Origin of the sequence: Pseudomonas sp. R4-35-07 (genome assembly GCF_003852235.1) — a bacterium.
GTDB lineage: Bacteria > Pseudomonadota > Gammaproteobacteria > Pseudomonadales > Pseudomonadaceae > Aquipseudomonas.
In genome coordinates, this window is sequence record NZ_CP027732.1 from 4183478 (window position 1) to 4204580 (window position 21103).

Here is a 21103-nt window from a genome sequence, read left to right on the forward strand (position 1 = left end):
CGGCATGGATATCGGAATGATTCGTGGCCTGGGCACCGTCGTGGTGATGGTGGCCTTTATCGGCTTGGCGCTGTGGGTGTTCAGCCCACGGCGCAAATCGGAATTCGACGACGCGACCATGCTGCCTTTTGCGGATGACCCGGAAGCCATCAAGCACGTCGAGCAAGCGTCTAGGAGTAACAAAGAATGACTACGTTCTGGAGCCTGTACGTCACAGTCCTCAGTCTGGGTACCATCTTCGCCCTGACCTGGCTGCTGCTGTCGACCCGCAAGGGCCAGCGCGCCGAACAGACGGACGAGACCGTCGGCCACTCGTTCGACGGCATCGAGGAATACGACAACCCGCTGCCCAAATGGTGGTTTATGCTGTTCGTCGGCACCATCATCTTCGCCCTCGGCTACCTGGCGCTGTACCCTGGCCTGGGCAACTGGAAAGGCCTGCTGCCGGGTTACAACTACCTCGACAACGACAAGCAAACCGCGTTCGCCAACGGCCAGACCGGCTGGACCGGCGTGCACGAATGGGAAAAGGAAATGGCCAGGTCGGAGGCCAGGTTCGGGCCGATCTTCGCCAAATTCGCCTCGATGCCGATTGAAGAAGTCGCCAAGGACCCGCAGGCCCTGAAGATGGGCGGGCGTCTGTTCGCCTCCAACTGCTCGGTGTGCCACGGTTCCGACGCCAAGGGCGCCTACGGTTTTCCCAACCTGACCGACGCCGACTGGCGCTGGGGCGGCGACGCGGCGACCATCAAGCAAACCATCATGCAGGGCCGCCATGCGGTGATGCCAGGCTGGGCCGAAGTGATCGGCGAGCAAGGCGTGGCCGACGTAGCGGCGTTCGTGGTGACCAACCTCGATGGCCGTAAGCTGCCGGAAGGCGCCAAGGCCGACGTCGCCAACGGCGCAAAACTCTTCGCCGCCAACTGCGTGGCCTGCCACGGCCCAGCCGGTAAAGGCACCCCGGCCATGGGCGCACCGGACCTGACTCATCCGGGTGCGTTCATCTACGGTTCGAGCTTCGCCCAACTGCAGCAAACCATTCGCTATGGCCGCCAGGGCCAGATGCCAGCGCAGGAACAACTGCAGGGCAACGACAAGGTGCACTTGCTGGCGGCGTATGTGTACAGCTTGTCCCATGGGGATAAGAAGGCTGAGGAGCAGTAATTCGTCGAATACAACAAAGCCCCGCGCAGCAAAAACTGGCGGGGCTTTTTGTTTCTGGCGCTCAGAATCTGTCAAACAGGCATGGACTACCACTCGCGGCCTCGGACTTGCCGCACACAACCACAAGTAGTAACGTAACTACATCACATCCGACAAAGGGGGGCCGCCCCATGACCATCACCACCATTTCCAGCCGCGAATTCAACCAAGACACAAGTGGTGCCAAAAAAGCCGCACGCCAAGGGCCTGTTTTTATCACTGATCGCGGCAAGCCCGCCCATGTACTGCTAAGCATTGAGGACTACCAGAAATTGACAGGTCTGAATGCCGACATCGTTGACCTGCTGGTGATGCCGGAAGCGGCGGATATCGACTTCGAAACCGAGCGCGCCGTGATCATTCATCGACCCGTGGACCTTCCCTGATGTATCTACTCGACACCAATGTTATCTCCGAACTTCGTAAACCTCAGGCTGATGCAAACGTCGTTGCCTGGGCAAAAAGCGTGATAGCGCCACGCATGTTCATTTCCGCGATCACGCTCAAGGAACTGGAAACCGGAGTGCTGCGCGTTGAGCGGCGAGACCCGACTCAGGGGAAGGTGTTGAGGGCCTGGCTCAAGCGCCATGTGATGCCCGCCTTTGATGCCCGAATCCTGCCCGTTGATGCGGCGGTCGCGTTGCGTTGTGCGCACTTGCATGTTCCAGACCGGGCCAACGAGAGTGACTCGTTGATCGCCGCAACCGCTCTGGTTCATGGGCTTACCGTCGTCACGCGCAACGTCAGCGACTTCAAATCCAGTGGTGTTGCGCTGATTAATCCATGGGAGGAATGACCTGCCTACCCACAAAACCATCCATACTTCACAAGTCAATTGATCCAGATCACGTACACCATCAATTGATTTCCCCCAACGCGACCAAAGGTCGCACCCTTCACGTACCACCGGGGGCGTATCATTAGGCCACTGCAACATCCTTAATTTGACCCCGGTTGGCACGTACTGGCCGAGGCAAATCTCCACCGCCGTGGGATGCAATGATGAGCAACCAGATACCGGTACACGACGTTACCCCGCCTGCCAAAACCGTCGATCTCTATGCGTCACGAGAGAAAATCTACACCCGCGCTTTCACCGGGCTGTTCCGCAATCTGCGCATGCTCGGCGGTGCCGGCCTGTTCCTGCTGTACTTCGGCACGGTGTGGCTGAACTGGGGCGGCCACCAGGCGGTGTGGTGGAACCTGCCGGAGCGTAAGTTCTTTATTTTCGGCGCAACCTTCTGGCCTCAGGATTTCATCCTGCTGTCGGGCATCCTCATCGTCGCGGCGTTTGGCCTGTTCTTCATCACGGTTTACGCCGGCCGCGTCTGGTGCGGCTATACCTGCCCGCAAAGCGTGTGGACGTGGATCTTCATGTGGTGCGAAAAGGTTACCGAAGGCGATCGCAACCAGCGCATCAAGCTGGACAAGGCGCCCATGGGCGTCAGCAAATTTCTGCGCAAATTCAGCAAGCACACGCTGTGGCTGCTGATCGGTTTTGTCACCGGCCTGACCTTTGTCGGCTACTTCTCGCCGATCCGCGAACTGGTATTGGACTTTTTCACCGGCCAGGCCGACGGCTGGTCGTATTTCTGGGTGGGTTTCTTCACCCTCGCCACCTACGGCAACGCCGGCTGGCTGCGCGAACAGGTGTGCATCTACATGTGCCCCTATGCGCGGTTCCAGAGCGTGATGTTCGACAAGGACACGCTGATCGTTTCCTACGACCCACGCCGTGGCGAAGTGCGTGGCCCGCGCAAGAAGGGGGTCGACTACAAGGCCCAGGGCCTGGGCGATTGCATCGACTGCACGATGTGCGTGCAGGTGTGCCCCACCGGCATCGACATCCGCGACGGCCTGCAGATCGAGTGCATCGGTTGCGCTGCCTGCATCGATGCCTGCGACAACATCATGGACAAGATGGAATACCCACGCGGCCTGATCAGCTACACCACCGAGCACAATCTGTCCGGACAGAAAACCCATAAGTTGCGCCCGCGCCTGATCGGTTACGCCTTGGTATTGCTGGCGATGATCAGCCTGCTGGTGGCCGCGTTCTTCATGCGTTCGCTGGTGGGCTTCGACGTGAGCAAGGACCGTGTGCTGTACCGCGAAAACGCCGAAGGGCGCATCGAAAACGTCTACAGCCTGAAAATCATGAACAAGGATCAGCGCGACCACACCTACGTGCTCGACGCCGCCGGCCTGCCCGACCTCAAGCTGCAAGGCCGACGCGAAATCAAGGTGGCCGCCGGCGACATCGTCAGCATGCCGGTAGAATTGTCGAGTGCGCCTGAGCAGTTGCCGTCAAGCACCAACGAGGTAACGTTCATCCTTGAGGACGCCGACGACAACAGCGTCCGCATTGAAGCCAAGAGCCGATTCATCGGCCCACAAGTCCGTTAGACAGGGAACACGAGAATGCCCGTAACCACTGCCGCAAGCCCCTGGTACAAGCACCTCTGGCCCTGGATCATCATCGCGATCCTCGCCTGCTCAGTGACCCTGACCTTGTCCATGGTGACCATCGCGGTGAACCACCCGGACAACCTGGTCAACGACAACTATTACGAGGCCGGCAAAGGCATCAACCGCTCCCTGGACCGCGAACGCCTGGCCCAGACCCTGCAACTGCGCGGCAAGCTGCACCTGGACGCGCTGACCGGTGAAGTCGATCTGCACCTCACCGGCTACAGCAACCCGAACACCCTGGAGCTGAACCTGATCTCACCGACCCAGCCGGCGAAGGATCGCAAGATCAACCTGACCCGCAGCGCCAGCGAACCGGACCGCTACATCGGCCAGGTCACCGACAAGGTCGAAGGGCGCCGCTTCGTGGAACTGCTCGGCGTGGAAGGCGACAAGACCTGGCGCCTGTTCGAAGAAGAAGAGGTCAGCCACGACACAGACTTGTTGCTGGGCGATGAGCCGTTGCAGGGTGCCGAAGACCTGAAGAAGTAACTGATCATTCCCACGCTCCGCGTGGGAATGCAGCCCGTGGCGCTCAGCGCCATAAAAGCGGACGCAGAGCGTCCAGCGAGGCGTTACCACGCAGAGCGTGGGAACGATCTGAGATCCCGAACCATGATCACCCCCTGCTACCACTGCGCCCTGCCCGTCCCCTCCGGCAGCCGGTTCACCACACAAATCCTCGGCGAGCGCCGCGAGCTCTGCTGCCCGGGTTGCCAGGCGGTGGCGGAGGCGATTGTGGCAGGCGGGCTGGAAAGCTATTACCGGCACCGCAGCGAAGCCTCGGCCAACCCCGAAGCGCTGCCGGTGCAACTGGTCGATGAACTGGCGCTGTACGATCGCGCCGATGTGCAAAAGCCTTTCGTACGCCACACCGGCGAATTCGCCGAAGCCACCCTGCTGATGGAAGGCATCAGCTGCGCGGCCTGTGGCTGGTTGATCGAGAAACACCTGCGCAGCCTGCCCGCCGTGGCCGAGGCGCGGTTGAACCTGTCCAACCACCGCCTGCACGTGCGCTGGGCCGACGGGCAGTTACCGTTGAGCCAGGTGCTCAGTGAGCTGCGCCATATCGGCTATGCCGCCCACCCCTATCAAGCGGACCGTGCCGCCGAACAACTGGCCGGCGAGAATCGCCTGGCCCTGCGTCAACTGGGCGTTGCCGGCTTACTGTGGTTCCAGGCCATGATGGCGACCATGGCCACTTGGCCTGAATTCAATATCGACCTCAGCCCCGAGTTGCATGTCATCCTGCGCTGGGTCGCGATGTTTCTGACCACCCCCATCGTGTTCTACAGCTGTGCGCCGTTTTTCAAAGGGGCGCTGCGCGACCTGCGCACCCGCCACCTGACCATGGACGTGTCGGTGTCCCTGGCCATTGGCGGGGCTTATCTGGCGGGCATCTGGACCGCGATCACCGGTGTGGGCGAGTTGTACTTCGATGCGGTCGGCATGTTCGCGCTGTTCCTGCTGGCCGGACGCTACCTGGAGCGGCGTGCCCGCGAACGCACCGCCGCCGCCACTGCGCAGTTGGTCAACCTGCTGCCCGCCTCGTGCCTGCGCCTGACCGCAAACGGGCAAAGCGAACGCATCCTGCTCGGCGAACTGACCTTGGATGATCGGGTGCTGGTCCACCCTGGCGCGGTGCTGCCAGCGGATGGCGTGATTCTCGAAGGCCAATCCAGCGTCGACGAATCCCTGCTTACCGGCGAATACCTGCCGCAGCCCCGCCAGGTCGGCGATGCCGTCACCGCCGGCACGCTCAACGTCGAAGGCGCGCTGACCGTCCAAGTGCGCGCCTTGGGCCACGACACACGCCTGTCGGCCATCGTGCGCCTGCTGGAGCGTGCCCAGGCCGAAAAACCGCGCTTGGCGCAAATCGCCGACCGCGCCGCACAGTGGTTTCTGCTGGGTTCCCTGCTGGCGGCTGCGGTAATCGGCCTGGTGTGGTGGGAGCTCGATGCCTCCAGGGCGTTCTGGATTGTATTGGCCATGTTGGTAGCGACCTGCCCGTGCGCGTTGTCCCTGGCCACCCCCACCGCCCTCACCGCCGCCACCGGCACGCTGCACACCCTTGGCTTGCTGCTGACCCGTGGCCATGTGCTGGAAGGCCTCAACCAGATCGACACGGTGATCTTCGACAAGACCGGCACGCTCACCGAAGGGCGCCTGGCGTTGAGGGCCATCCGGCCTCTGGGCGAGCTGGACAGCGAGCAGTGCCTGGGCCTCGCCGCCGCGCTGGAAAATCGCTCCGAACACCCGATTGCCCGCGCCTTCGGCCGTGCCCCCCTGGCTGCCGATGACGTCCTGAGCAGCCCCGGCCTGGGCCTGGAAGGCCGCGTGGGCGAACGCTTGATGCGCATTGGCCAAGCCGCTTTTGTCTGTGAACTCAGTGGCGCCCCCATCCCAACCTCACCAGACGAAGCCGGACAATGGCTGCTGTTGGGGGATCAACGCGGCGCGCTCGCCTGGTTCGTGCTCGACGACCGCCTGCGCAGCGATGCGCCAGCCCTGCTTGCCGCGTGCAAGGCGGGCGGCTGGCGCACGTTGCTGCTGTCGGGGGACAGCTCGCCGATGGTCGCCAGTGTCGCGTCTGAACTGGGCATCGATGAAGCCCACGGCGGCCTGCGCCCCGACGACAAGCTGCAAGTGCTGCAACGCCTGCACCGGGAAGGCCGCAAGGTGCTGATGCTCGGCGACGGTGTCAACGATGTGCCGGTACTGGCCGCTGCGGATATCAGCGTGGCGATGGGTTCGGCCACCGACCTGGCAAAAACCAGCGCCGACGCGGTGCTGTTGTCCAACCGCCTGGAGGCGTTGGTGCAGGCTTTTACCTTGGCGCGACGCACACGCCGGGTGATCATCGAAAACCTGCTGTGGGCCGGGCTGTACAATGGCCTGATGCTGCCGTTCGCGGCCCTGGGGTGGATCACTCCCATCTGGGCGGCCATCGGCATGTCCCTCAGTTCGTTGACGGTGGTGCTCAATGCCCTGCGCCTGACGCGCCTGCCCAGCGCGCAGGCCGCCAGTGCCCCCTTGATAAACCGCCCGCTGCCGGCTTGAACCGCGCGGGCATGGAGTGCAGATGCCAGCTCTATACGTGATGATTCCGGCGGCGCTGCTGTTAGTGGGCGTGGCCATCTACATCTTCTTCTGGGCCGTGGACAGCGGCCAGTACGAAGACCTCGACGGCCCGGCACACAGCGTGCTGTTCGACGACCAGGACCCGAATCACCTGGCCGCTGTCGACGAAGCCAACCGCACCGAGCAGCCGCCCAAAGAGCCGCCCCATGCTTGAGCTGGCGCCTTTGCTGGTTTCTGCGCTGATCCTCGGCCTGCTCGGCGGAGGCCATTGCCTGGGCATGTGCGGCGGCTTGATGGGGGCGCTGACCCTGGCCATTCCCCCGGAGCAGCGCAGCCGCCGGTTCCGCCTGCTGCTGGCCTACAACCTGGGGCGCATCCTCAGTTATGCCTCGGCGGGGTTGCTGATCGGCCTCGCCGGCTGGGCCGTGGCCAACAGCCCGGGGGCGATGTTGCTGCGCGTGCTCGCAGGGTTGCTGCTGATCAGCATGGGCCTGTACCTGGCCGGCTGGTGGAGCGGCCTGACCCGCATCGAACGCCTCGGTCGCGGCCTGTGGCGGCATATCCAGCCAGTTGCCAACCGCTTGCTGCCGGTCTCAAGCCTGCCTCGCGCATTACTGCTGGGCGCGCTGTGGGGCTGGCTGCCGTGCGGGTTGGTCTACAGCACCCTGCTGTGGGCCGCGAGCCAGGGGAATGCACTGGACAGCGCGTTGCTGATGCTGGCGTTCGGCCTGGGCACCTGGCCGGTGTTGCTGGCGACCGGGCTGGCCGCCGAACGTGTCACCGCGCTATTGCGCAAGCGCAGCGTGCGCATGGCCGGTGGTGTGCTGGTGGTGTTGTTCGGCCTCTGGACCCTGCCTGGGCCGCACCAGCACTGGCTGATGGGGCACTGACACGCCTGTGGCATAGCGCCGCTCCCCGTTGATGCAAATCAACATGCCCTCCCCACCCTGCCCCTAGACTCGGCCGACTAGCCAATCCGGGGGACCGCGCGCATGCTCGACGCCATTCGTTGGGACACAGATCTGATTCACCGCTACGACCTGGCGGGGCCGCGCTACACGTCCTACCCCACCGCCGTACAATTCGACAGCCAGGTCGGCTCCTTCGACCTGCTCCATGCGCTACGCGACAGTCGCAAGGCCATACGGCCGTTATCGCTGTATGTGCACGTGCCGTTCTGCGCCAACATTTGCTACTACTGCGCCTGCAACAAGGTGATCACCAAGGACCGTGGTCGCGCCCAGGCCTATCTGCAACGCCTGATGCAAGAGATCCAGCAGGTGGCCTGCCACCTCGACCCGAAACAGCCGGTGGAGCAACTGCATCTGGGGGGCGGCACGCCGACCTTTCTCAGCCATGACGAGCTGCGCCAGGTGATGACCCACCTGCGCCAGCACTTCAATCTGCTGGAGGACGATTCGGGCGACTACGGCATCGAGATCGACCCTCGCGAAGCCGATTGGGCAACCATGGGCCTGCTCCGTGAACTGGGCTTCAACCGCGTCAGCGTCGGCCTGCAAGACCTCGACCCCGAGGTGCAACGGGCGGTCAATCGCCTGCAGAGCCTGGAAGAAACCCGCGCGGTGATCGACGCGGCGCGTACCCTGCAATTTCGCTCGATCAATATCGACCTGATCTACGGCCTGCCCAAGCAGTCGCCACTCAATTTTGCGCGCACCGTGGAGGAAGTCATCGGCCTGCAACCGGACCGTCTGTCGGTGTTCAACTACGCGCATTTGCCGGAACGCTTCATGCCGCAGCGGCGGATCCATACCGAAGACCTGCCCTCGCCGGCAGAAAAATTACTGATGCTGCAAACCACCATCGAGCAGTTGACCCAGGCGGGTTATCGTTACATCGGCATGGATCATTTTGCGCTGCCGGATGACGAACTGGCCATCGCCCAGGAAGAAGGCACGCTGCAACGCAATTTCCAGGGCTACACCACGCACGGGCATTGCGATTTGATTGGACTGGGGGTTTCAGCGATCAGCCAGATCGGCGACCTGTATTGCCAGAACAGCAGCGACCTCAACCAGTACCAGAACGCCTTGGCCGGTGCGCAATTGGCCACCAGTCGCGGCCTGATCTGTACCACCGACGACCGTCTGCGGCGGGACGTGATCCAGCAGTTGATCTGCCATTTCAGCCTGGAATACGCGGGCATCGAGCAGAGGTTCAATATCGATTTTCGCGGCTATTTCGATGAGCTGTGGCCGCAGTTACAGATAATGGCTGCGGACGGCCTGATCGAGCTGGATGCCCGGGGCATCCGCGTGCTGCCGGCCGGGCGCCTGCTGGTGCGCTCGGTGTGCATGGTGTTCGATGCATACCTCGAGCACCAGAACCGGCAGCGGTTCTCGCGGGTGATCTGATTACATCGACAGCGAGGCGGCTTTCATCGAGTCTTCGGCACTCATGCCCTTCATCGACTTGGCCAGCGACGTCTGAGCGGACATCAGGCCCGCCTGCAGCGAACTGATCTCGCTCTGCAGCGCGCTGGTACGGGCGCGAGCCTCTTCAGGGGAAAGGTTATTGGCGGCGGCTACCGCCGCCAGCTCGGCTTGTTTTTCGGCAATCTGTTGCTTCAACTGGCGGATCATTTTCAGTACCTGCTTGACGTTGTCGTCCAGGCCGCTGTCATCGATGTCCGAATTGCTGCTCTTGGCCGCGCCCGCAGCCTGGAAGGCAGCAGCGGAAATAGTCACGGTTACACCTTCAACCACTTTGGTTTGCGTGGTTTTTTCAATCGCCGGGGCTTTTTCGTCGGCCTCGTTCGAAGCCTCTGCATCAGGCACAAACGGAACGCGCACAGCAGGATTGTAGGCACTGATAACAGACATGATCCAAGCTCCGTCTAATGGATGTGCCCCTGTATCGACCTCAAGCGCAGAATCTTTAGATCGCCGGCGGTTTCTCGTCGGCGCTGGCCTCGCCGCCCTCCAGTGCGTTACCCTTACGTCTTATGTGTGTTTTCCCACAAGGATTTAAGAAATGTCCGAGCCAGTTAAACAGCGCGCTCACGGCCAGGCCCACTGCAAGGATTGCAGCCTGGCCCCCCTCTGCCTGCCACTTTCATTGAATCTGGAAGACATGGATGCGCTGGACGACATCGTTAAACGCGGCCGCCCACTGAAAAAAGGCGAGTTTCTGTTTCGCCAGGGCGACAAGTTCGACTCGGTCTACGCAGTACGCTCAGGGGCGTTGAAGACGTTCAGCCTCAGCGATGGTGGCGAAGAGCAAATCACTGGCTTTCACTTGCCCAGCGAACTGGTCGGGCTGTCGGGGATGGACACTGAGATTCATCCGGTGTCGGCCCAGGCGTTGGAGACTACGTCGGTGTGTGAAATCCCCTTCGAGCGCCTGGATGAATTGGCCTTGCAACTGCCGCAATTGCGCCGTCAGTTGATGCGCGTGATGAGCCGCGAGATCCGTGACGATCAACAGATGATGCTGCTGTTGTCGAAAAAAACCGCCGACGAGCGCATCGCGACGTTCCTGGTCAACCTATCGGCGCGTTTCCGCGCCCGCGGGTTTTCGGCCAACCAGTTCCGCCTGAGCATGTCGCGCAATGAAATCGGCAATTACCTGGGCCTCGCGGTGGAAACCGTGTCCCGCGTATTTACCCGCTTCCAGCAAAATGCGCTGATTGCCGCCGAGGGCAAGGAAGTGCATATCCTCGACCCCATCCAGCTGTGCGCGCTGGCCGGCGGTTCCCTGGAAATGTGATCCAGGGTCTGCGGCCAAGCGAACCCGCGAGGCCGCAGGTATACTTCGAGTCCGTTTTCCGCCCAGGACTCTTCGACGATGACTTTCGATTCGTTCGACATCAAATCCCTGATCCGCCCCGTCATCGACTTCCCCAAGCCTGGGGTAATCTTCCGTGACATCACGCCATTGTTCCAATCACCCCGTGCCCTGCGCCTGGTCGCCGACAGCTTTGCCCAACGCTATGTCGAAGCCGATTTCAGCCATATCGGCGCGATGGATGCGCGCGGTTTCCTGATCGGCTCGATCATCGCCTACCAGCTCAACAAGCCACTGATCCTGTTTCGCAAGCAAGGCAAGCTGCCGGCCGACGTTCTGGCTGAGGGTTACCAGACCGAATATGGCGAAGCCTTCCTTGAAGTGCACGCCGACAGCCTGTGCGAGGGTGACTCGGTGCTGATGTTCGATGACTTGATCGCCACGGGCGGTACCCTGATTGCTGCGGCGAACCTGGTGCGGCGCATGGGCGCGAAAATATTTGAAGCGGCGGCGATCATCGATTTGCCGGAGCTGGGTGGGTCGCAGCGCTTGGAAGACATGGGCATCCCGACGTTTTGCCTGACGCAGTTTGCCCTGACCGAGCGATAAGTAGTGTCCTGACTGGCCCCATCGGGAGCAAGCCCCCTCTCACACTTTTGACTGTGTCCACAAATCAAACTGTGGGAGGGGGCTTGCCCCCGATGGCTGTGTGTCAGTCAACAGATTCATTGGCTGATACACCGCTACCGGGAGCAAGCCCCCTCCCACATTGGGTATTTGCAGTGGTCGTTAGAGCGCGATCGGCTTACGGCCGGCGAAAGAGTGCGCCAAGGTGCCGCCGTCGACCAGTTCAAGTTCGCCACCCAGGGGCACACCATGGGCGATGCGCGAGGTGATCAACCCTTTGTTGCTCAGCAATTGAGCGATGTAATGCGCCGTGGCTTCGCCTTCCACCGTCGGGTTGGTCGCCAGGATGATTTCGCTGAAGGTGCCCTGCTCTTCGATCCGCGCCACCAGCTGCGGGATGCCGATGGCTTCCGGCCCCAGGCCATCGAGCGGCGACAAATGGCCTTTGAGCACGAAATAACGCCCGCGGTAACCGGTTTGCTCCACCGCGTACACATCCATCGGCCCTTCCACTACGCACAGCAGGGTGTCGTCGCGACGGGGGTCGGCGCATTGCGGGCAGAGTTCTTCTTCGGTCAGGGTGCGGCATTGGCGACAGTGGCCTACACCTTCCATGGCCTGGCTCAAGGCCTGGGCCAAACGGGTGCCGCCGCTGCGATCACGCTCCAGCAGTTGCAGCGCCATGCGCTGGGCGGTTTTCTGGCCGACGCCCGGCAAGGTACGCAGGGCGTCGATCAGTTGGCGAATCAGGGGGCTGAAGCTCATGGGCGAAGGGTCCGACAAAACAACGAGACGCGGTTTATACCCGCGCCTCGGATTAGCGTCAAATGCTCAATCCTGTGCGACGCGCACCACCAACTTGCCGAAGTTGCGTCCCTCGAGCAAACCGATAAAGGCTTCAGGTGCCTGCTCCAGGCCGTCGACCACGTCTTCGCGGAACTTGATCTTGCCATCGCGCACCCAAGGCGCCATGGCGCTCAGGAACTCGGGTTGGCGATCACCGTAGTCGTCAAACACGATAAAGCCCTGGATGCGCACACGCTTGGTCAGCAAGGTGCGTTGCAGCGCCGGCAGGCGATCCGGCCCGCTTGGCGCTTCATGGGCGTTATACCCGGCGATCAGCCCGCAGAGCGGAATCCGCGCCTTGGGGTTGAGCAGCGGCAGCACTGCATCGAACACCTTGCCACCGACGTTTTCATAGTAGATGTCCACGCCGCTGGAACAGGCCTGCGCCAGCTCGTTGGCGAAATCTGCGCCCTTGTGGTCGATACAGGCATCAAAGCCCAGCTCATCCACCACGTAGCGGCACTTGTCCGCACCGCCAGCAATCCCCACCACGCGCAGGCCCTTGAGCTTGGCGACCTGGCCCACCACCGAGCCCACAGCACCGGAGGCAGCCGCCACGACCAGGGTTTCACCGGCCTTGGGCTGGCCGATGTCCATCAGGCCCATGTAGGCGGTCATGCCTGGCATACCCAGCACACCCAGGGCCATCGACGGGCTCGCCAAGCCGTTGGGCACCGGCATCAGGTTGCGACCATCGCTGATGCTATGGCTTTGCCAGCCGGTGGAGCCCACGACGAGGTCGCCCACTTCGAATTTCGGATGGCGTGATTGCTCGATGCGACTGACAGCGCCACCGGTCATCACCTCGTCGATTTCCACCGGCGCGGCGTAGGACGGCGCGTCGCTCATGCGTCCGCGCATGTAGGGGTCCAGGGACAGGTAGAGCGTCTTGAGTAGCACCTGGCCGTCCTCCAGCTCTGGCAGGGTTACCCGTTCGAGGCGGAAATTTTCCGGGGTCGGCGCGCCTTGAGGGCGTGAAACCAGGACGATGCGTTGGTTGAGCGTCGGTTCTTGAGGCATCAGGGGCTCCTTAGCGAATGCATGCGTATAGGGTGCAGACCCTGATTGTTGCGCCAGGGTTCAGATCCAATAGGCAGATACAAAAATGCCAGGCACGAGGCCTGGCATTCGGGTGCAGCGCAAAGCCGGTCAATCAGAACGGCAGCTTCATACCCGGTGGCAGTTGCATGCCAGCGGTCACGCCGCCCATTTTTTCCTGGCTGTTGGCTTCGATCTTGCGCACGGCGTCATTGACGGCAGCGGCGAACAAGTCTTCCAGCACTTCGCGGTCGTCATCGCTGACGCCCTCGAGCAGGCTGGGGTCGATGCTGACGCGCTTGATGTCGTGACGACCGGTCATCACCACGCTGACCATATCGCCACCGGCTTTACCGGTGACTTCGGCGTTGGCCAGTTCTTCCTGCATCTTGGCCATCTTTTCCTGCATCTGCTGCGCCTGCTTCATCAGGCCGGCCATGCCACCTTTCATCATGGGAATCACCTCAAAAGTACGTGGATCAAATTAGTCGCCCGGTTCATGACGCCTGGGGCGCCGGGGCTTCGACAGGTTCAATAGTATCGTGACGGACGACCGCACCGAACTGTTGCATCATTTGTTGGATAAGCGGGTCAGCCTGGATCGACGCCTCGGCGTCGCGCTGGCGGTTCAAACGCCGACGCGTCGCAGCCTGGGCCGGGGTTTCCTGCTCGGGCTTGATCAACTCGATGGCGATGGTCAGCGTGCGCCCATGGTACTGGTTGAGCGCGTCGTTGAGCCGGCGCTGCTGGGTGGCATTGAACAAGGCACTGTGGGCCGGGTCCAGGTGCAGCAGCCAGTGGTCGCCGTCGATGGTAATCAACGTGCAGTTGGCGGCGATACTGGCAGTCATGCCGGAGATCGGCAATTTTGGAAACAATTCCAGCCATTGCAGGGCCAGGCCAGTGGCCGGGGCGGCGGCAGGCTCCACCTCCGGCTCGGGGGCCGGCTCGGCGGTGTGTTCGCTGGCAAGTTCGTCCAGGTAGCTGTAGGCCGAATCCATGTCCGGCTCAATGTAGTCTTCGTCCAGCGGCGGTTCGTCGTCGAGGTCGATGCCGGGGGTGGCCGCCTCAACCTGGGCGACAGTCGGCTCGGGCACAGGCGCGGATACCCACTCCGGCGCATCCGGCACTACGCTGTCCGGGGTCGGCGTGGGCATCGGCGTCAACTCCGGCTGCTCGCCGGTGGTGTCCAGCACCGGCTCCACGGCGGGCTGTAGCTCCGGCTCGACGGGCGCTTCAACCGGGTCATTCCAGGGCAGATCGACCACCGGGGCGACTTGCGGCTCTGGCTCCGGCTCTGGCTCGATAACCGCTTCAGGCGCGGCCACCGGGGCGGCAACCACAGGCTCGGGAACCGCTGCGGGCGCAGCCACCACTGGCGCGACCACCGCCGCGCCAGCCACTGGTTTGGCGGAATCAACTGTGGCCTGGCTGATCCCCACTGGCTTTAGCGGCTGTCTCGGCGCATCCGCCGAGTCGGCGGGCCGGAAGGCCAGCATCCGCAACAGCACCATTTCGAAGCCCCCTCGCGGGTCCGGCGCCAGGGGCAGGTCACGGCGGCCGATCAGGCCCATCTGGTAATAGAACTGCACATCTTCGGCCGGCAGCGCCTGGGCCAGCGCCAACACGCGGTCGCGGTCGCCATGGCCGTTATCGACACCCTCAGGCAATGCCTGGGCGATGGCGACGCGGTGCAGCACATTGAGGATTTCCGAGAGCACGCCGTTCCAGTCCGGGCCCTGCTCGGACAAGTGGCGCACGGCTTCGAGCAACGCCTTGGCGTCGCCCTCGATCAGCGCGTGCAGCACGTCGAATACCTGGCCGTGGTCCAGCGTGCCGAGCATGGCGCGCACATCGGCGGCCAGGACCTTGCCTTCACCAAAGGCGATGGCCTGGTCGGTGAGGCTCATGGCATCACGCATCGAGCCATCGGCAGCGCGGCCAAGCAGCCACAGCGCGTCGTCTTCGAACGGTACATTCTCGACGCCCAGCACGTGGGTCAAATGCTCGACCACCCGCTCAGGGGTCATGTTCTTCAGGGAGAACTGCAGGCACCGCGACAAAATAGTCGCAGGAAGTTTCTGCGGGTCGGTAGTGGCCAGGATGAATTTGACGTAGGGCGGCGGCTCTTCCAGGGTTTTCAACAGCGCGTTGAAGGAATGGCTGGACAGCATGTGCACTTCGTCGATCAGGTAGACCTTGAAGCGGCCACGGCTCGGCGCGTACTGCACGTTGTCGAGCAACTCGCGGGTGTCTTCGACCTTGGTGCGGCTGGCGGCGTCGATCTCGATCAGGTCGACGAAACGCCCTTCGTCGATCTCGCGGCACACCGAACAGGTGCCGCAAGGGGTCGATGTGATACCGGTTTCACAATTCAGGCATTTGGCGATGATGCGCGCAATCGTGGTCTTGCCCACCCCGCGCGTACCGGTGAACAGGTAGGCGTGGTGCAGCCGCTGGCTGTCCAAGGCATTGATCAGAGCCTTGAGCACATGGGTCTGGCCGACCATTTCGCGGAACGAGCGCGGGCGCCATTTACGTGCAAGAACCTGATAACTCATCGAAAACCGTCGCAACTGGGAAGCGGAAGCCGGTAATGCTAGCGGAGCAGGGGGGAAATTGCATCCGGCACGCTCATAAAGTCGCCTCCCACAGGCTTAAATCTTCGGCGCCACCAGGCGTGCATACTGTTCCTGGCTGATCCAGCCCATGAACGAACGGTCATCGGCATTGATGAACTCGACCTGCGCCCAGCCGTCCTTGAAGGCCAGCACTCCCACCACGTCATTCTTGACGATGTAGGGTCGCTTGGCGGCTTTGGCACCCGGGGCTTTCAACAGGTAAGCCTTGTCGGCCGACACCGTCACCAGGCCGATCCATTTTTTCCTGGCGGTCTGGCTCAACTCCAGGCCAGTCGCAATCTCTGGCATCAACACATTGATGCAACCTGGGTGCTGACGGCCTTGCGCCACGGTCAGGGTCACGCCGTCGGACGCCGCCGCCACGCTGCCGGGGTACGCCACATCGAGCCAGGTGGTCAGCGCTGCGGGCGTGCCCTGCAAAAAAAACCTGCAGCCCCGCGTCACGCCCTCGCCCAGGCTTTCCGAGTAGAAACCTTCGACCTGCTGCTGCGGCGTCACCGCCAGCATCAGCCCTTCGTACTTACCCGAATGCAACGCGGCCGAGCCTGCCAGGGCAGGTACCACGGCGCACAGCGACAACACACCTACCGCCAGAAAACGAATCATCTTATTTCTTCCCTTCCAGTAGGTCGTAGGCCTGCTTCATCAGCACGTCGTAGTTGCCATAGTCCTCACCGTTATAGTTGCGGGCCATGGCGGTAAAGTCCTTGTTTTTCATCGCACTCATCAACGCGGTATTTTTGCCGCAAAGGGCCAGGTAGGCCTTGAGCTGATTGCCGGCATTCACTTTCATTGACGCCACGAACTCAAATACCGTCTTGAACCCGCACGACGCAAAATTGAACCCCATGATCTGGAACATACCCCACGAGGCCGACATCAACGCTGCTTCCTGGTCCAGCGCGAACGCAGTGGCCATGGTTTCCCAGGCTTTGACCTGATCCTTGTTGTTGGCCTGCCACTGCGGGCCGGCTTTTTTCTTGTAGATGTACGACAGCAGCGGGTGCGCCTGGTCGTAGATGTGCTTGGTGTACTTGCGAAATTGATGGCCTTCGAAGGCGATGATCGGCAACTTGGCCGGCCCGAAGCCCACCTTCCCGCCCGACTCCACGGTGGCGAATGCCTTGATGACATTCACCGAGATCCCATTGCCCAACTGCTTGGCAGCATTCTGGAAGTCCGTTTCGCTCAGCGTCGTACCGCCATCACAGGTGGCCTGCATCATCAGCTGCCGGTTACGCCGTTCGGCCTCGATCACCGCGCGCACCTGGTTGAGGTAGACATTGACCGTGGCCTGCACCGCATCGGCATTGTTATTGCCGAACGCGTTGAGAAAGCTCGGAATACGCATGCTCGGGAAGGCCTGCACCGGCACCTTCACCGCCTCTTCGATCAAGCTGTTGAACGTACGCCCGGTGGGGTCGATGACGCCATCGGGGTGGGCATATTTGAGATGACGGAACTGGTACTGGCTGATGCACTGCACCAACTGGCCGTCGCATTTGCCGTTTTCGGGCAGGGGGAAACCCATTTTGGGGATGATCAGGTTGAATAAATACTGGATGCACTGAACATCGGCAGGCAAGTTGCGAGCTTTACCGGGCGCGCCGACCGAGGCACTGATAAGACGAGGCAACCCTTGCAGGCTTTTCATGACAGACATCCTTGTGAGTTAAAGAAGTGAGAGCACTTCAATATCGATCCGCGCCGTTGGCATACGCCGAAACAAGCAGCCGGCGCACGCTAACAAGGTGGTTTGGGGTTGTCCAGAGGGGGTTTGGAAAGTTGTGAATCAGCCAGGGTAAATCACTCAGTAGCCATGCACGTCACGGGTCTTCTGGTACTGGTGGTAGTCAATCCACTCCACCACGTCATAGGGCAGATAAAGCTGCGTTGTGGCCCGGGAAATGGCGATATACACCGCGCACAGGCGCTGATCGAACGCATAGGCGTCCTTGAATTTCACATTGGTCAACAGTTCAGGCGTGAGCAGCACCTGATCGAATTCCATGCCGCCAGCGTCGTGGGCCAGCATCAATAAACAGCGCTCGCCCGGATGGCCGTTGAGCCTGTTCAAGCGGGTCACGTCGGCGACGTTGAAGCCTTTTTCCAGCTCGGCCTCGACCCACAGGAATGCCTCATCGAACCGGCACGCGTCGCGCACTTGCTGCCAGTCGGCCAGATCGCTGAAAAACGGATGGGGCCCGCGGTCACTGTGCTCGCTGCCATAAAACTCTGGCTTGAACAGCGCGATGACGGTGTCCATGAAGTGCTTGAGGTCCTGCTGCGCTTCATTGTTGGGAAACGCACAGGCACAGCGCTCTTCGCTCAGTTGGATGAGCCATTTCATGGTGTCCCAGTGGGACGCGGTCAGCACCACGCAGCCAGGTGGCGGTACGAAGCCCTGGGGATACAGCTCGATACCGACGTCAGCGTCCCGCGCACCCTCGAAGAGCACCTTGCTTTTCTCCGAGTGCTGGCTGATCAGCGGATTGACCAGGCGCTCGACGTTGCGCCCGGAACGCACGGAGTAGCTCACATCCGTGTGACGAACCTCACGGGCACGCCTGACCATCACCCCGCTGGCCTGCTGATACTCATCGCCCAGGGTAATCAGCACCTGGCGACCGCGTTCGATGATTTGCAGCAAGGGCGCCGGAATGTCCTGGCTCTCGTCAATCAGCACATGGGTGTAGCGATCAGGCACCACACTGCCCGCCAGGCTTGCGCGCTTGATCATCAGCAATGCTTCGAACCCGGTGTGGCTGCTCCAGGCCACATTCGCCTCCAGGTAGCCCCATAACCGGCTGGAATATTCGACCAACGCCTGGGCATCGACAGAGGACAGCGGTTGCTTGAAATGCGGCAGATGCTTGGCCGACAGACTGTAATCCCAGGAGCGGCAGTAGCTTTCAAGCACCTTGAGGCAAACATCCAGCACCGCCTGCCCTTCCAGGCGACGAAAACCGAAGATGTTCAATTGCTGGGCCAGCGCCTGTTTGCTCGGGACGCGCACTTGCGTATTCACCGGCTGCGGCCTGGGGCCATGCAACAAAGCGTGCGCAAACGCCTGGAAGGTGTGCCCGGCTTTTCTCTCCCGCGTGCCCATCATGCGTGCGCGCAGGGTTTCCAGCTTGGCCGATGTACGTGCCAGCAGCAGCGTTTTTTCGGGGCGCAAGTGCTCCATCAGCGCCACCAGCAGGTGACTCTTGCCAATGCCGGCGTACCCTTGGACGTGCAGGTCTTCGTTCAGGTTGGCGCGAAAGGTCCTGACCAGCTTGTCCTGCTCGGCACTCAACCAGCGCTCGCGGTGCCTGGGCGTGACCATCTGCTGGCGGAACGGGTTGTTGGCCTTGAGGTGACGAACTTTGTATTCGACGTCCCATTTTCCATCGGGCAACAGGTAGGTTCGCGCCAGGACTTCATCGGCCAGCAGAAAACGCAACTTCAGGCTCTTGACCACATTCAGGCCAAAGTACAGCTTGCCTGGATCAAACAGCCGCTGCGCTTCCGACAGCAAGCTCACGGCAGCTGAATGCCTGGCATCCACCGCCCAGCCGATGAGCTTGGCCAGCACCCGTTCAGCGCCCACCGCGCTCAATTCGTTTTCCGGCATTTGCGCAAGATTCTGGATCACCAGCACCGCTGCCAGCTCTGGCTCGCTCAGGGCGACGAGCGCATTGGCAGCGTCGGCACCCAGCAAACCCGCACAGGTTTCATCCGTGATCGGCAGGAATACAGGGCTGGATAGATCAAAATGTTCCGAATGCATACAGCCTCATAGCCAGGGCAGAAACGCTTGGGAGTATGCCACTCGCGGTGAAATAGCCGTCATGAACTGTGCAACAAGCGTCACAGATGATTGGCTGGGGATATGGATTCAGAGAAGGGTACTACAGGAAGGAGCGTTATGGAGGCAACCCCACCAGCCACACCCCGGCACACAATGTTCCCGCTGTGGCTGCTGCCTTCCGGCTCTGACCAGGTTCACGGGTAATCGTTGCGGGGGGACCGATGGGGTCACCATAACGACGCTGGCCTCTCGGCAAGCGGGGCCATTGTACCGATCTCATCGGAAGTTACAACCGTAAAAAATGAGAAGCTTCAAGTACTTGCCATGGCCTTCAACAATGACGCTATCCAATGTGGGAGGGGGCTTGCTCCCGATGGCGGTGGGTCAGCCACTGATGAGTAGACTGACACTCCGTCATCGGGGGCAAGCCCCCTCCCACACTGGCTGATCATTGTGCCTGTAGGACCTCATCGGCCCGGCCGCCCTCTTCCTGGATCACCAGGTGGATGAAGTGCAGCTTGGCGATCACCGCCGGCGGCAGCACGAAGGGGTAAAAGTCCGGCTGGCCCATGCTGCGCGACAACTCGTTGAGCATACCGGCCAGTTCGATCCAGGCGTTGACGAAGGAGAGGAACGCCGCACCGCCAGGGTGCTCGGGGTCGTACAGCGTGGTCAGGGGGAACGGCTGGTAATCCAGGTCCATCTCGCGGGCACTCATGCCGAAGCCCAAGGCGGTGTCGACCGCGTCCATCATGTGCAGGTAATGCGCCCAGGTTTCGGCCCAATCTTCCCAAGGGTGCATGGTCGCGTAGGCGCTGACGCAGTTTTGCTGCCAGTCCGGACGTGGTCCGTTCTGGTAGTGCTGGTCGAGCGCGTCGGCGTAACTGGCGCGTTCGTCGCCGAACAGCCTGCGAAACGGCTCGAGCCAGTGGCTGCCTGCGATCAGGCGATCCCAGTAATAGTGGCCGACCTCATGACGAAAGTGGCCGAGCAACGTGCGGTAGGGCTCGCGCATCTGCACGCGGATCTTTTCCCGATGGGCGTCGTCGGCTTCCTTGATATCAAGGGTGATCAGGCCGTTGGCGTGACCGGTGGTGGGCGCATTGCCTTGCAGGTCGACGCCGACGAAGTCGAACGCCAGGCCGGTGTCTTCGTCGACGCGTTTGGGCACCACCTGCAGGCCCAGGCTGATCAGTTGCGCCACCAGTCGACGCTTGGCGGTTTCCACCTTACGCCAGCGCTCGGGGTTTTCCGGGACGGACAAGTCAGGGATGGTGCGGTTCAGGCTGCAGGCCACGCATAAGGGAAAGGTGCTGTGCGCCGGGATCAGCCAGTTGCAGGCGGCCGGGGTCTCGAGGTTGGCGCAACGGCGAAAGGCGCCGGCGTCGAGGTTGTCGTCCATCAGCCAGGTGTCGACTGCGGGGCCGGGCTGCAGTGAGGACAGGCGGCTTTGCCAGGGGTGATAGCCCAGCAGCGCCGAGCAGGCCAGGCACTGGCTGTTGCGAAAGAACAACGACTGGCCGCAGCGGCATTGCCATACCTTGCTGTTACGCGAAGATCCGGCCATGAACGGTGCAGCGATACGCGAGCTGAGCTGGTCGAAGTAGCGGAACATGGCGATCTTTCCCTGGGGGCTGACTGAGACTAGATCATTTCC

The 21103-nt window shown here is 61.8% G+C and carries 21 protein-coding genes and 1 other RNA gene; 12 read left to right on the forward strand and 10 right to left on the reverse strand.

Annotated features, from left to right (window positions below):
- The first annotated feature begins 4 nt into the window (after positions 1-4).
- From C4J89_RS19030 to hemN, 10 genes are all read left to right on the forward strand, one after another.
- Positions 5-190: a CcoQ/FixQ family Cbb3-type cytochrome c oxidase assembly chaperone gene (locus C4J89_RS19030; RefSeq protein ID WP_003193169.1), complete on the forward strand. Its 186-nt coding sequence runs from the start codon at positions 5-7 to the stop codon at positions 188-190.
- On the forward strand, positions 187-1164 hold the full coding sequence (ccoP, locus tag C4J89_RS19035) for a cytochrome-c oxidase, cbb3-type subunit III (RefSeq protein ID WP_124363886.1): 978 nt from the start codon (positions 187-189) through the stop codon (positions 1162-1164). The genes C4J89_RS19030 and ccoP overlap by 4 nt, the downstream gene beginning before the upstream one ends.
- A 170-nt stretch (positions 1165-1334) precedes the next feature.
- Entirely contained in the window at positions 1335-1589 is a 255-nt protein-coding gene (locus tag C4J89_RS19040; protein WP_124363887.1) for a type II toxin-antitoxin system Phd/YefM family antitoxin, read from the forward strand.
- On the forward strand, positions 1589-1999 hold the full coding sequence (locus C4J89_RS19045; RefSeq protein ID WP_124371488.1) for a type II toxin-antitoxin system VapC family toxin: 411 nt from the start codon (positions 1589-1591) through the stop codon (positions 1997-1999). Before C4J89_RS19040 ends, C4J89_RS19045 begins: the two co-directional genes overlap by 1 nt.
- A 206-nt stretch (positions 2000-2205) precedes the next feature.
- Positions 2206-3609, forward strand: a complete 1404-nt coding sequence (gene ccoG / locus C4J89_RS19050; RefSeq protein ID WP_124363889.1) for a cytochrome c oxidase accessory protein CcoG — start codon at positions 2206-2208, stop codon at positions 3607-3609.
- A gap of 15 nt (positions 3610-3624) precedes the next feature.
- Entirely contained in the window at positions 3625-4164 is a 540-nt protein-coding gene (locus C4J89_RS19055; protein ID WP_124415295.1) for a FixH family protein, read from the forward strand.
- A gap of 123 nt (positions 4165-4287) precedes the next feature.
- Positions 4288-6732: a heavy metal translocating P-type ATPase gene (locus tag C4J89_RS19060; protein WP_124415296.1), complete on the forward strand. Its 2445-nt coding sequence runs from the start codon at positions 4288-4290 to the stop codon at positions 6730-6732.
- Positions 6733-6754: 22 nt separating this feature from the next.
- A complete protein-coding gene (gene ccoS, locus C4J89_RS19065; RefSeq protein WP_124367928.1) occupies positions 6755-6967 on the forward strand; it encodes a cbb3-type cytochrome oxidase assembly protein CcoS in 213 nt (70 codons plus the stop codon).
- Positions 6960-7643: a sulfite exporter TauE/SafE family protein gene (locus C4J89_RS19070; protein ID WP_124415297.1), complete on the forward strand. Its 684-nt coding sequence runs from the start codon at positions 6960-6962 to the stop codon at positions 7641-7643. The genes ccoS and C4J89_RS19070 overlap by 8 nt, the downstream gene beginning before the upstream one ends.
- Before the next feature lie 102 nt (positions 7644-7745).
- Entirely contained in the window at positions 7746-9128 is a 1383-nt protein-coding gene (gene hemN, locus C4J89_RS19075) for an oxygen-independent coproporphyrinogen III oxidase (RefSeq protein ID WP_124415298.1), read from the forward strand.
- Here hemN and C4J89_RS19080 read toward each other — a convergent pair whose 3' ends face one another.
- Positions 9129-9596, reverse strand: coding sequence for a hypothetical protein (locus C4J89_RS19080; protein ID WP_124415299.1), 468 nt, complete (start codon positions 9594-9596; stop codon positions 9129-9131).
- 151 nt (positions 9597-9747) lie between these two features.
- Between C4J89_RS19080 and fnr the strand changes: the two genes are divergently transcribed.
- Both fnr and C4J89_RS19090 read left to right on the forward strand, forming a co-directional pair.
- Complete coding sequence (gene fnr, locus C4J89_RS19085) at positions 9748-10482, forward strand: fumarate/nitrate reduction transcriptional regulator Fnr (protein ID WP_124363895.1); 735 nt, start codon at positions 9748-9750, stop codon at positions 10480-10482.
- A gap of 78 nt (positions 10483-10560) precedes the next feature.
- Positions 10561-11109 carry an adenine phosphoribosyltransferase gene (locus C4J89_RS19090; protein ID WP_124363896.1) on the forward strand — a complete coding sequence of 183 codons (549 nt, stop codon included), beginning with the start codon at positions 10561-10563 and terminating at the stop codon, positions 11107-11109.
- A 180-nt stretch (positions 11110-11289) separates the two neighbouring features.
- On the opposite strand, the gene recR is transcribed toward C4J89_RS19090, so the two are convergent.
- The 9 genes from recR to C4J89_RS19135 all read right to left on the reverse strand — a co-directional run bounded on the left by recR (position 11290) and on the right by C4J89_RS19135 (position 21061).
- Positions 11290-11892 carry a recombination mediator RecR gene (recR, locus tag C4J89_RS19095; protein ID WP_124363897.1) on the reverse strand — a complete coding sequence of 201 codons (603 nt, stop codon included), beginning with the start codon at positions 11890-11892 and terminating at the stop codon, positions 11290-11292.
- 66 nt (positions 11893-11958) lie between these two features.
- Complete coding sequence (locus C4J89_RS19100) at positions 11959-12993, reverse strand: NADP-dependent oxidoreductase (protein WP_124415300.1); 1035 nt, start codon at positions 12991-12993, stop codon at positions 11959-11961.
- Between the two features lie 133 nt (positions 12994-13126).
- The gene (locus C4J89_RS19105; RefSeq protein ID WP_124363899.1) at positions 13127-13465 is read right to left on the reverse strand and encodes a YbaB/EbfC family nucleoid-associated protein; all 339 of its coding nucleotides are present in this window, start codon (positions 13463-13465) and stop codon (positions 13127-13129) included.
- 43 nt (positions 13466-13508) lie between these two features.
- A complete protein-coding gene (gene dnaX, locus C4J89_RS19110) occupies positions 13509-15572 on the reverse strand; it encodes a DNA polymerase III subunit gamma/tau (protein ID WP_124415301.1) in 2064 nt (687 codons plus the stop codon).
- 96 nt (positions 15573-15668) lie between these two features.
- Positions 15669-16259, reverse strand: a complete 591-nt coding sequence (locus C4J89_RS19115) for a hypothetical protein (RefSeq protein ID WP_124415302.1) — start codon at positions 16257-16259, stop codon at positions 15669-15671.
- 1 nt (position 16260) lies between these two features.
- Entirely contained in the window at positions 16261-17307 is a 1047-nt protein-coding gene (locus C4J89_RS19120) for an N-acetylmuramidase family protein (RefSeq protein ID WP_124415303.1), read from the reverse strand.
- Between the two features lie 156 nt (positions 17308-17463).
- Positions 17464-19425 carry an AAA family ATPase gene (locus tag C4J89_RS19125; RefSeq protein ID WP_124415304.1) on the reverse strand — a complete coding sequence of 654 codons (1962 nt, stop codon included), beginning with the start codon at positions 19423-19425 and terminating at the stop codon, positions 17464-17466.
- Between the two features lie 148 nt (positions 19426-19573).
- An RNA gene (ffs, locus tag C4J89_RS19130) (signal recognition particle sRNA small type) lies at positions 19574-19670 on the reverse strand.
- A 224-nt stretch (positions 19671-19894) separates the two neighbouring features.
- Entirely contained in the window at positions 19895-21061 is a 1167-nt protein-coding gene (locus C4J89_RS19135; RefSeq protein WP_124363907.1) for a putative zinc-binding metallopeptidase, read from the reverse strand.
- Between the last annotated feature and the right edge of the window lie 42 nt (positions 21062-21103).

What these genes read in the sequence shown, in the direction of transcription:
- C4J89_RS19030 (WP_003193169.1), top strand. Translation starts at nt 5, where the DNA reads ATGGATATCGGAATGATTCGTGGCCTGGGCACCGTCGTGGTGATGGTG.
- ccoP (WP_124363886.1), top strand. Translation starts at nt 187, where the DNA reads ATGACTACGTTCTGGAGCCTGTACGTCACAGTCCTCAGTCTGGGTACC.
- C4J89_RS19040 (WP_124363887.1), top strand. Translation starts at nt 1,335, where the DNA reads ATGACCATCACCACCATTTCCAGCCGCGAATTCAACCAAGACACAAGT.
- C4J89_RS19045 (WP_124371488.1), top strand. Translation starts at nt 1,589, where the DNA reads ATGTATCTACTCGACACCAATGTTATCTCCGAACTTCGTAAACCTCAG.
- ccoG (WP_124363889.1), top strand. Translation starts at nt 2,206, where the DNA reads ATGAGCAACCAGATACCGGTACACGACGTTACCCCGCCTGCCAAAACC.
- C4J89_RS19055 (WP_124415295.1), top strand. Translation starts at nt 3,625, where the DNA reads ATGCCCGTAACCACTGCCGCAAGCCCCTGGTACAAGCACCTCTGGCCC.
- C4J89_RS19060 (WP_124415296.1), top strand. Translation starts at nt 4,288, where the DNA reads ATGATCACCCCCTGCTACCACTGCGCCCTGCCCGTCCCCTCCGGCAGC.
- ccoS (WP_124367928.1), top strand. Translation starts at nt 6,755, where the DNA reads ATGCCAGCTCTATACGTGATGATTCCGGCGGCGCTGCTGTTAGTGGGC.
- C4J89_RS19070 (WP_124415297.1), top strand. Translation starts at nt 6,960, where the DNA reads ATGCTTGAGCTGGCGCCTTTGCTGGTTTCTGCGCTGATCCTCGGCCTG.
- hemN (WP_124415298.1), top strand. Translation starts at nt 7,746, where the DNA reads ATGCTCGACGCCATTCGTTGGGACACAGATCTGATTCACCGCTACGAC.
- C4J89_RS19080 (WP_124415299.1), bottom strand. Translation starts at nt 9,596, where the DNA reads ATGTCTGTTATCAGTGCCTACAATCCTGCTGTGCGCGTTCCGTTTGTG.
- fnr (WP_124363895.1), top strand. Translation starts at nt 9,748, where the DNA reads ATGTCCGAGCCAGTTAAACAGCGCGCTCACGGCCAGGCCCACTGCAAG.
- C4J89_RS19090 (WP_124363896.1), top strand. Translation starts at nt 10,561, where the DNA reads ATGACTTTCGATTCGTTCGACATCAAATCCCTGATCCGCCCCGTCATC.
- recR (WP_124363897.1), bottom strand. Translation starts at nt 11,892, where the DNA reads ATGAGCTTCAGCCCCCTGATTCGCCAACTGATCGACGCCCTGCGTACC.
- C4J89_RS19100 (WP_124415300.1), bottom strand. Translation starts at nt 12,993, where the DNA reads ATGCCTCAAGAACCGACGCTCAACCAACGCATCGTCCTGGTTTCACGC.
- C4J89_RS19105 (WP_124363899.1), bottom strand. Translation starts at nt 13,465, where the DNA reads ATGATGAAAGGTGGCATGGCCGGCCTGATGAAGCAGGCGCAGCAGATG.
- dnaX (WP_124415301.1), bottom strand. Translation starts at nt 15,572, where the DNA reads ATGAGTTATCAGGTTCTTGCACGTAAATGGCGCCCGCGCTCGTTCCGC.
- C4J89_RS19115 (WP_124415302.1), bottom strand. Translation starts at nt 16,259, where the DNA reads ATGATTCGTTTTCTGGCGGTAGGTGTGTTGTCGCTGTGCGCCGTGGTA.
- C4J89_RS19120 (WP_124415303.1), bottom strand. Translation starts at nt 17,307, where the DNA reads ATGAAAAGCCTGCAAGGGTTGCCTCGTCTTATCAGTGCCTCGGTCGGC.
- C4J89_RS19125 (WP_124415304.1), bottom strand. Translation starts at nt 19,425, where the DNA reads ATGCATTCGGAACATTTTGATCTATCCAGCCCTGTATTCCTGCCGATC.
- C4J89_RS19135 (WP_124363907.1), bottom strand. Translation starts at nt 21,061, where the DNA reads ATGTTCCGCTACTTCGACCAGCTCAGCTCGCGTATCGCTGCACCGTTC.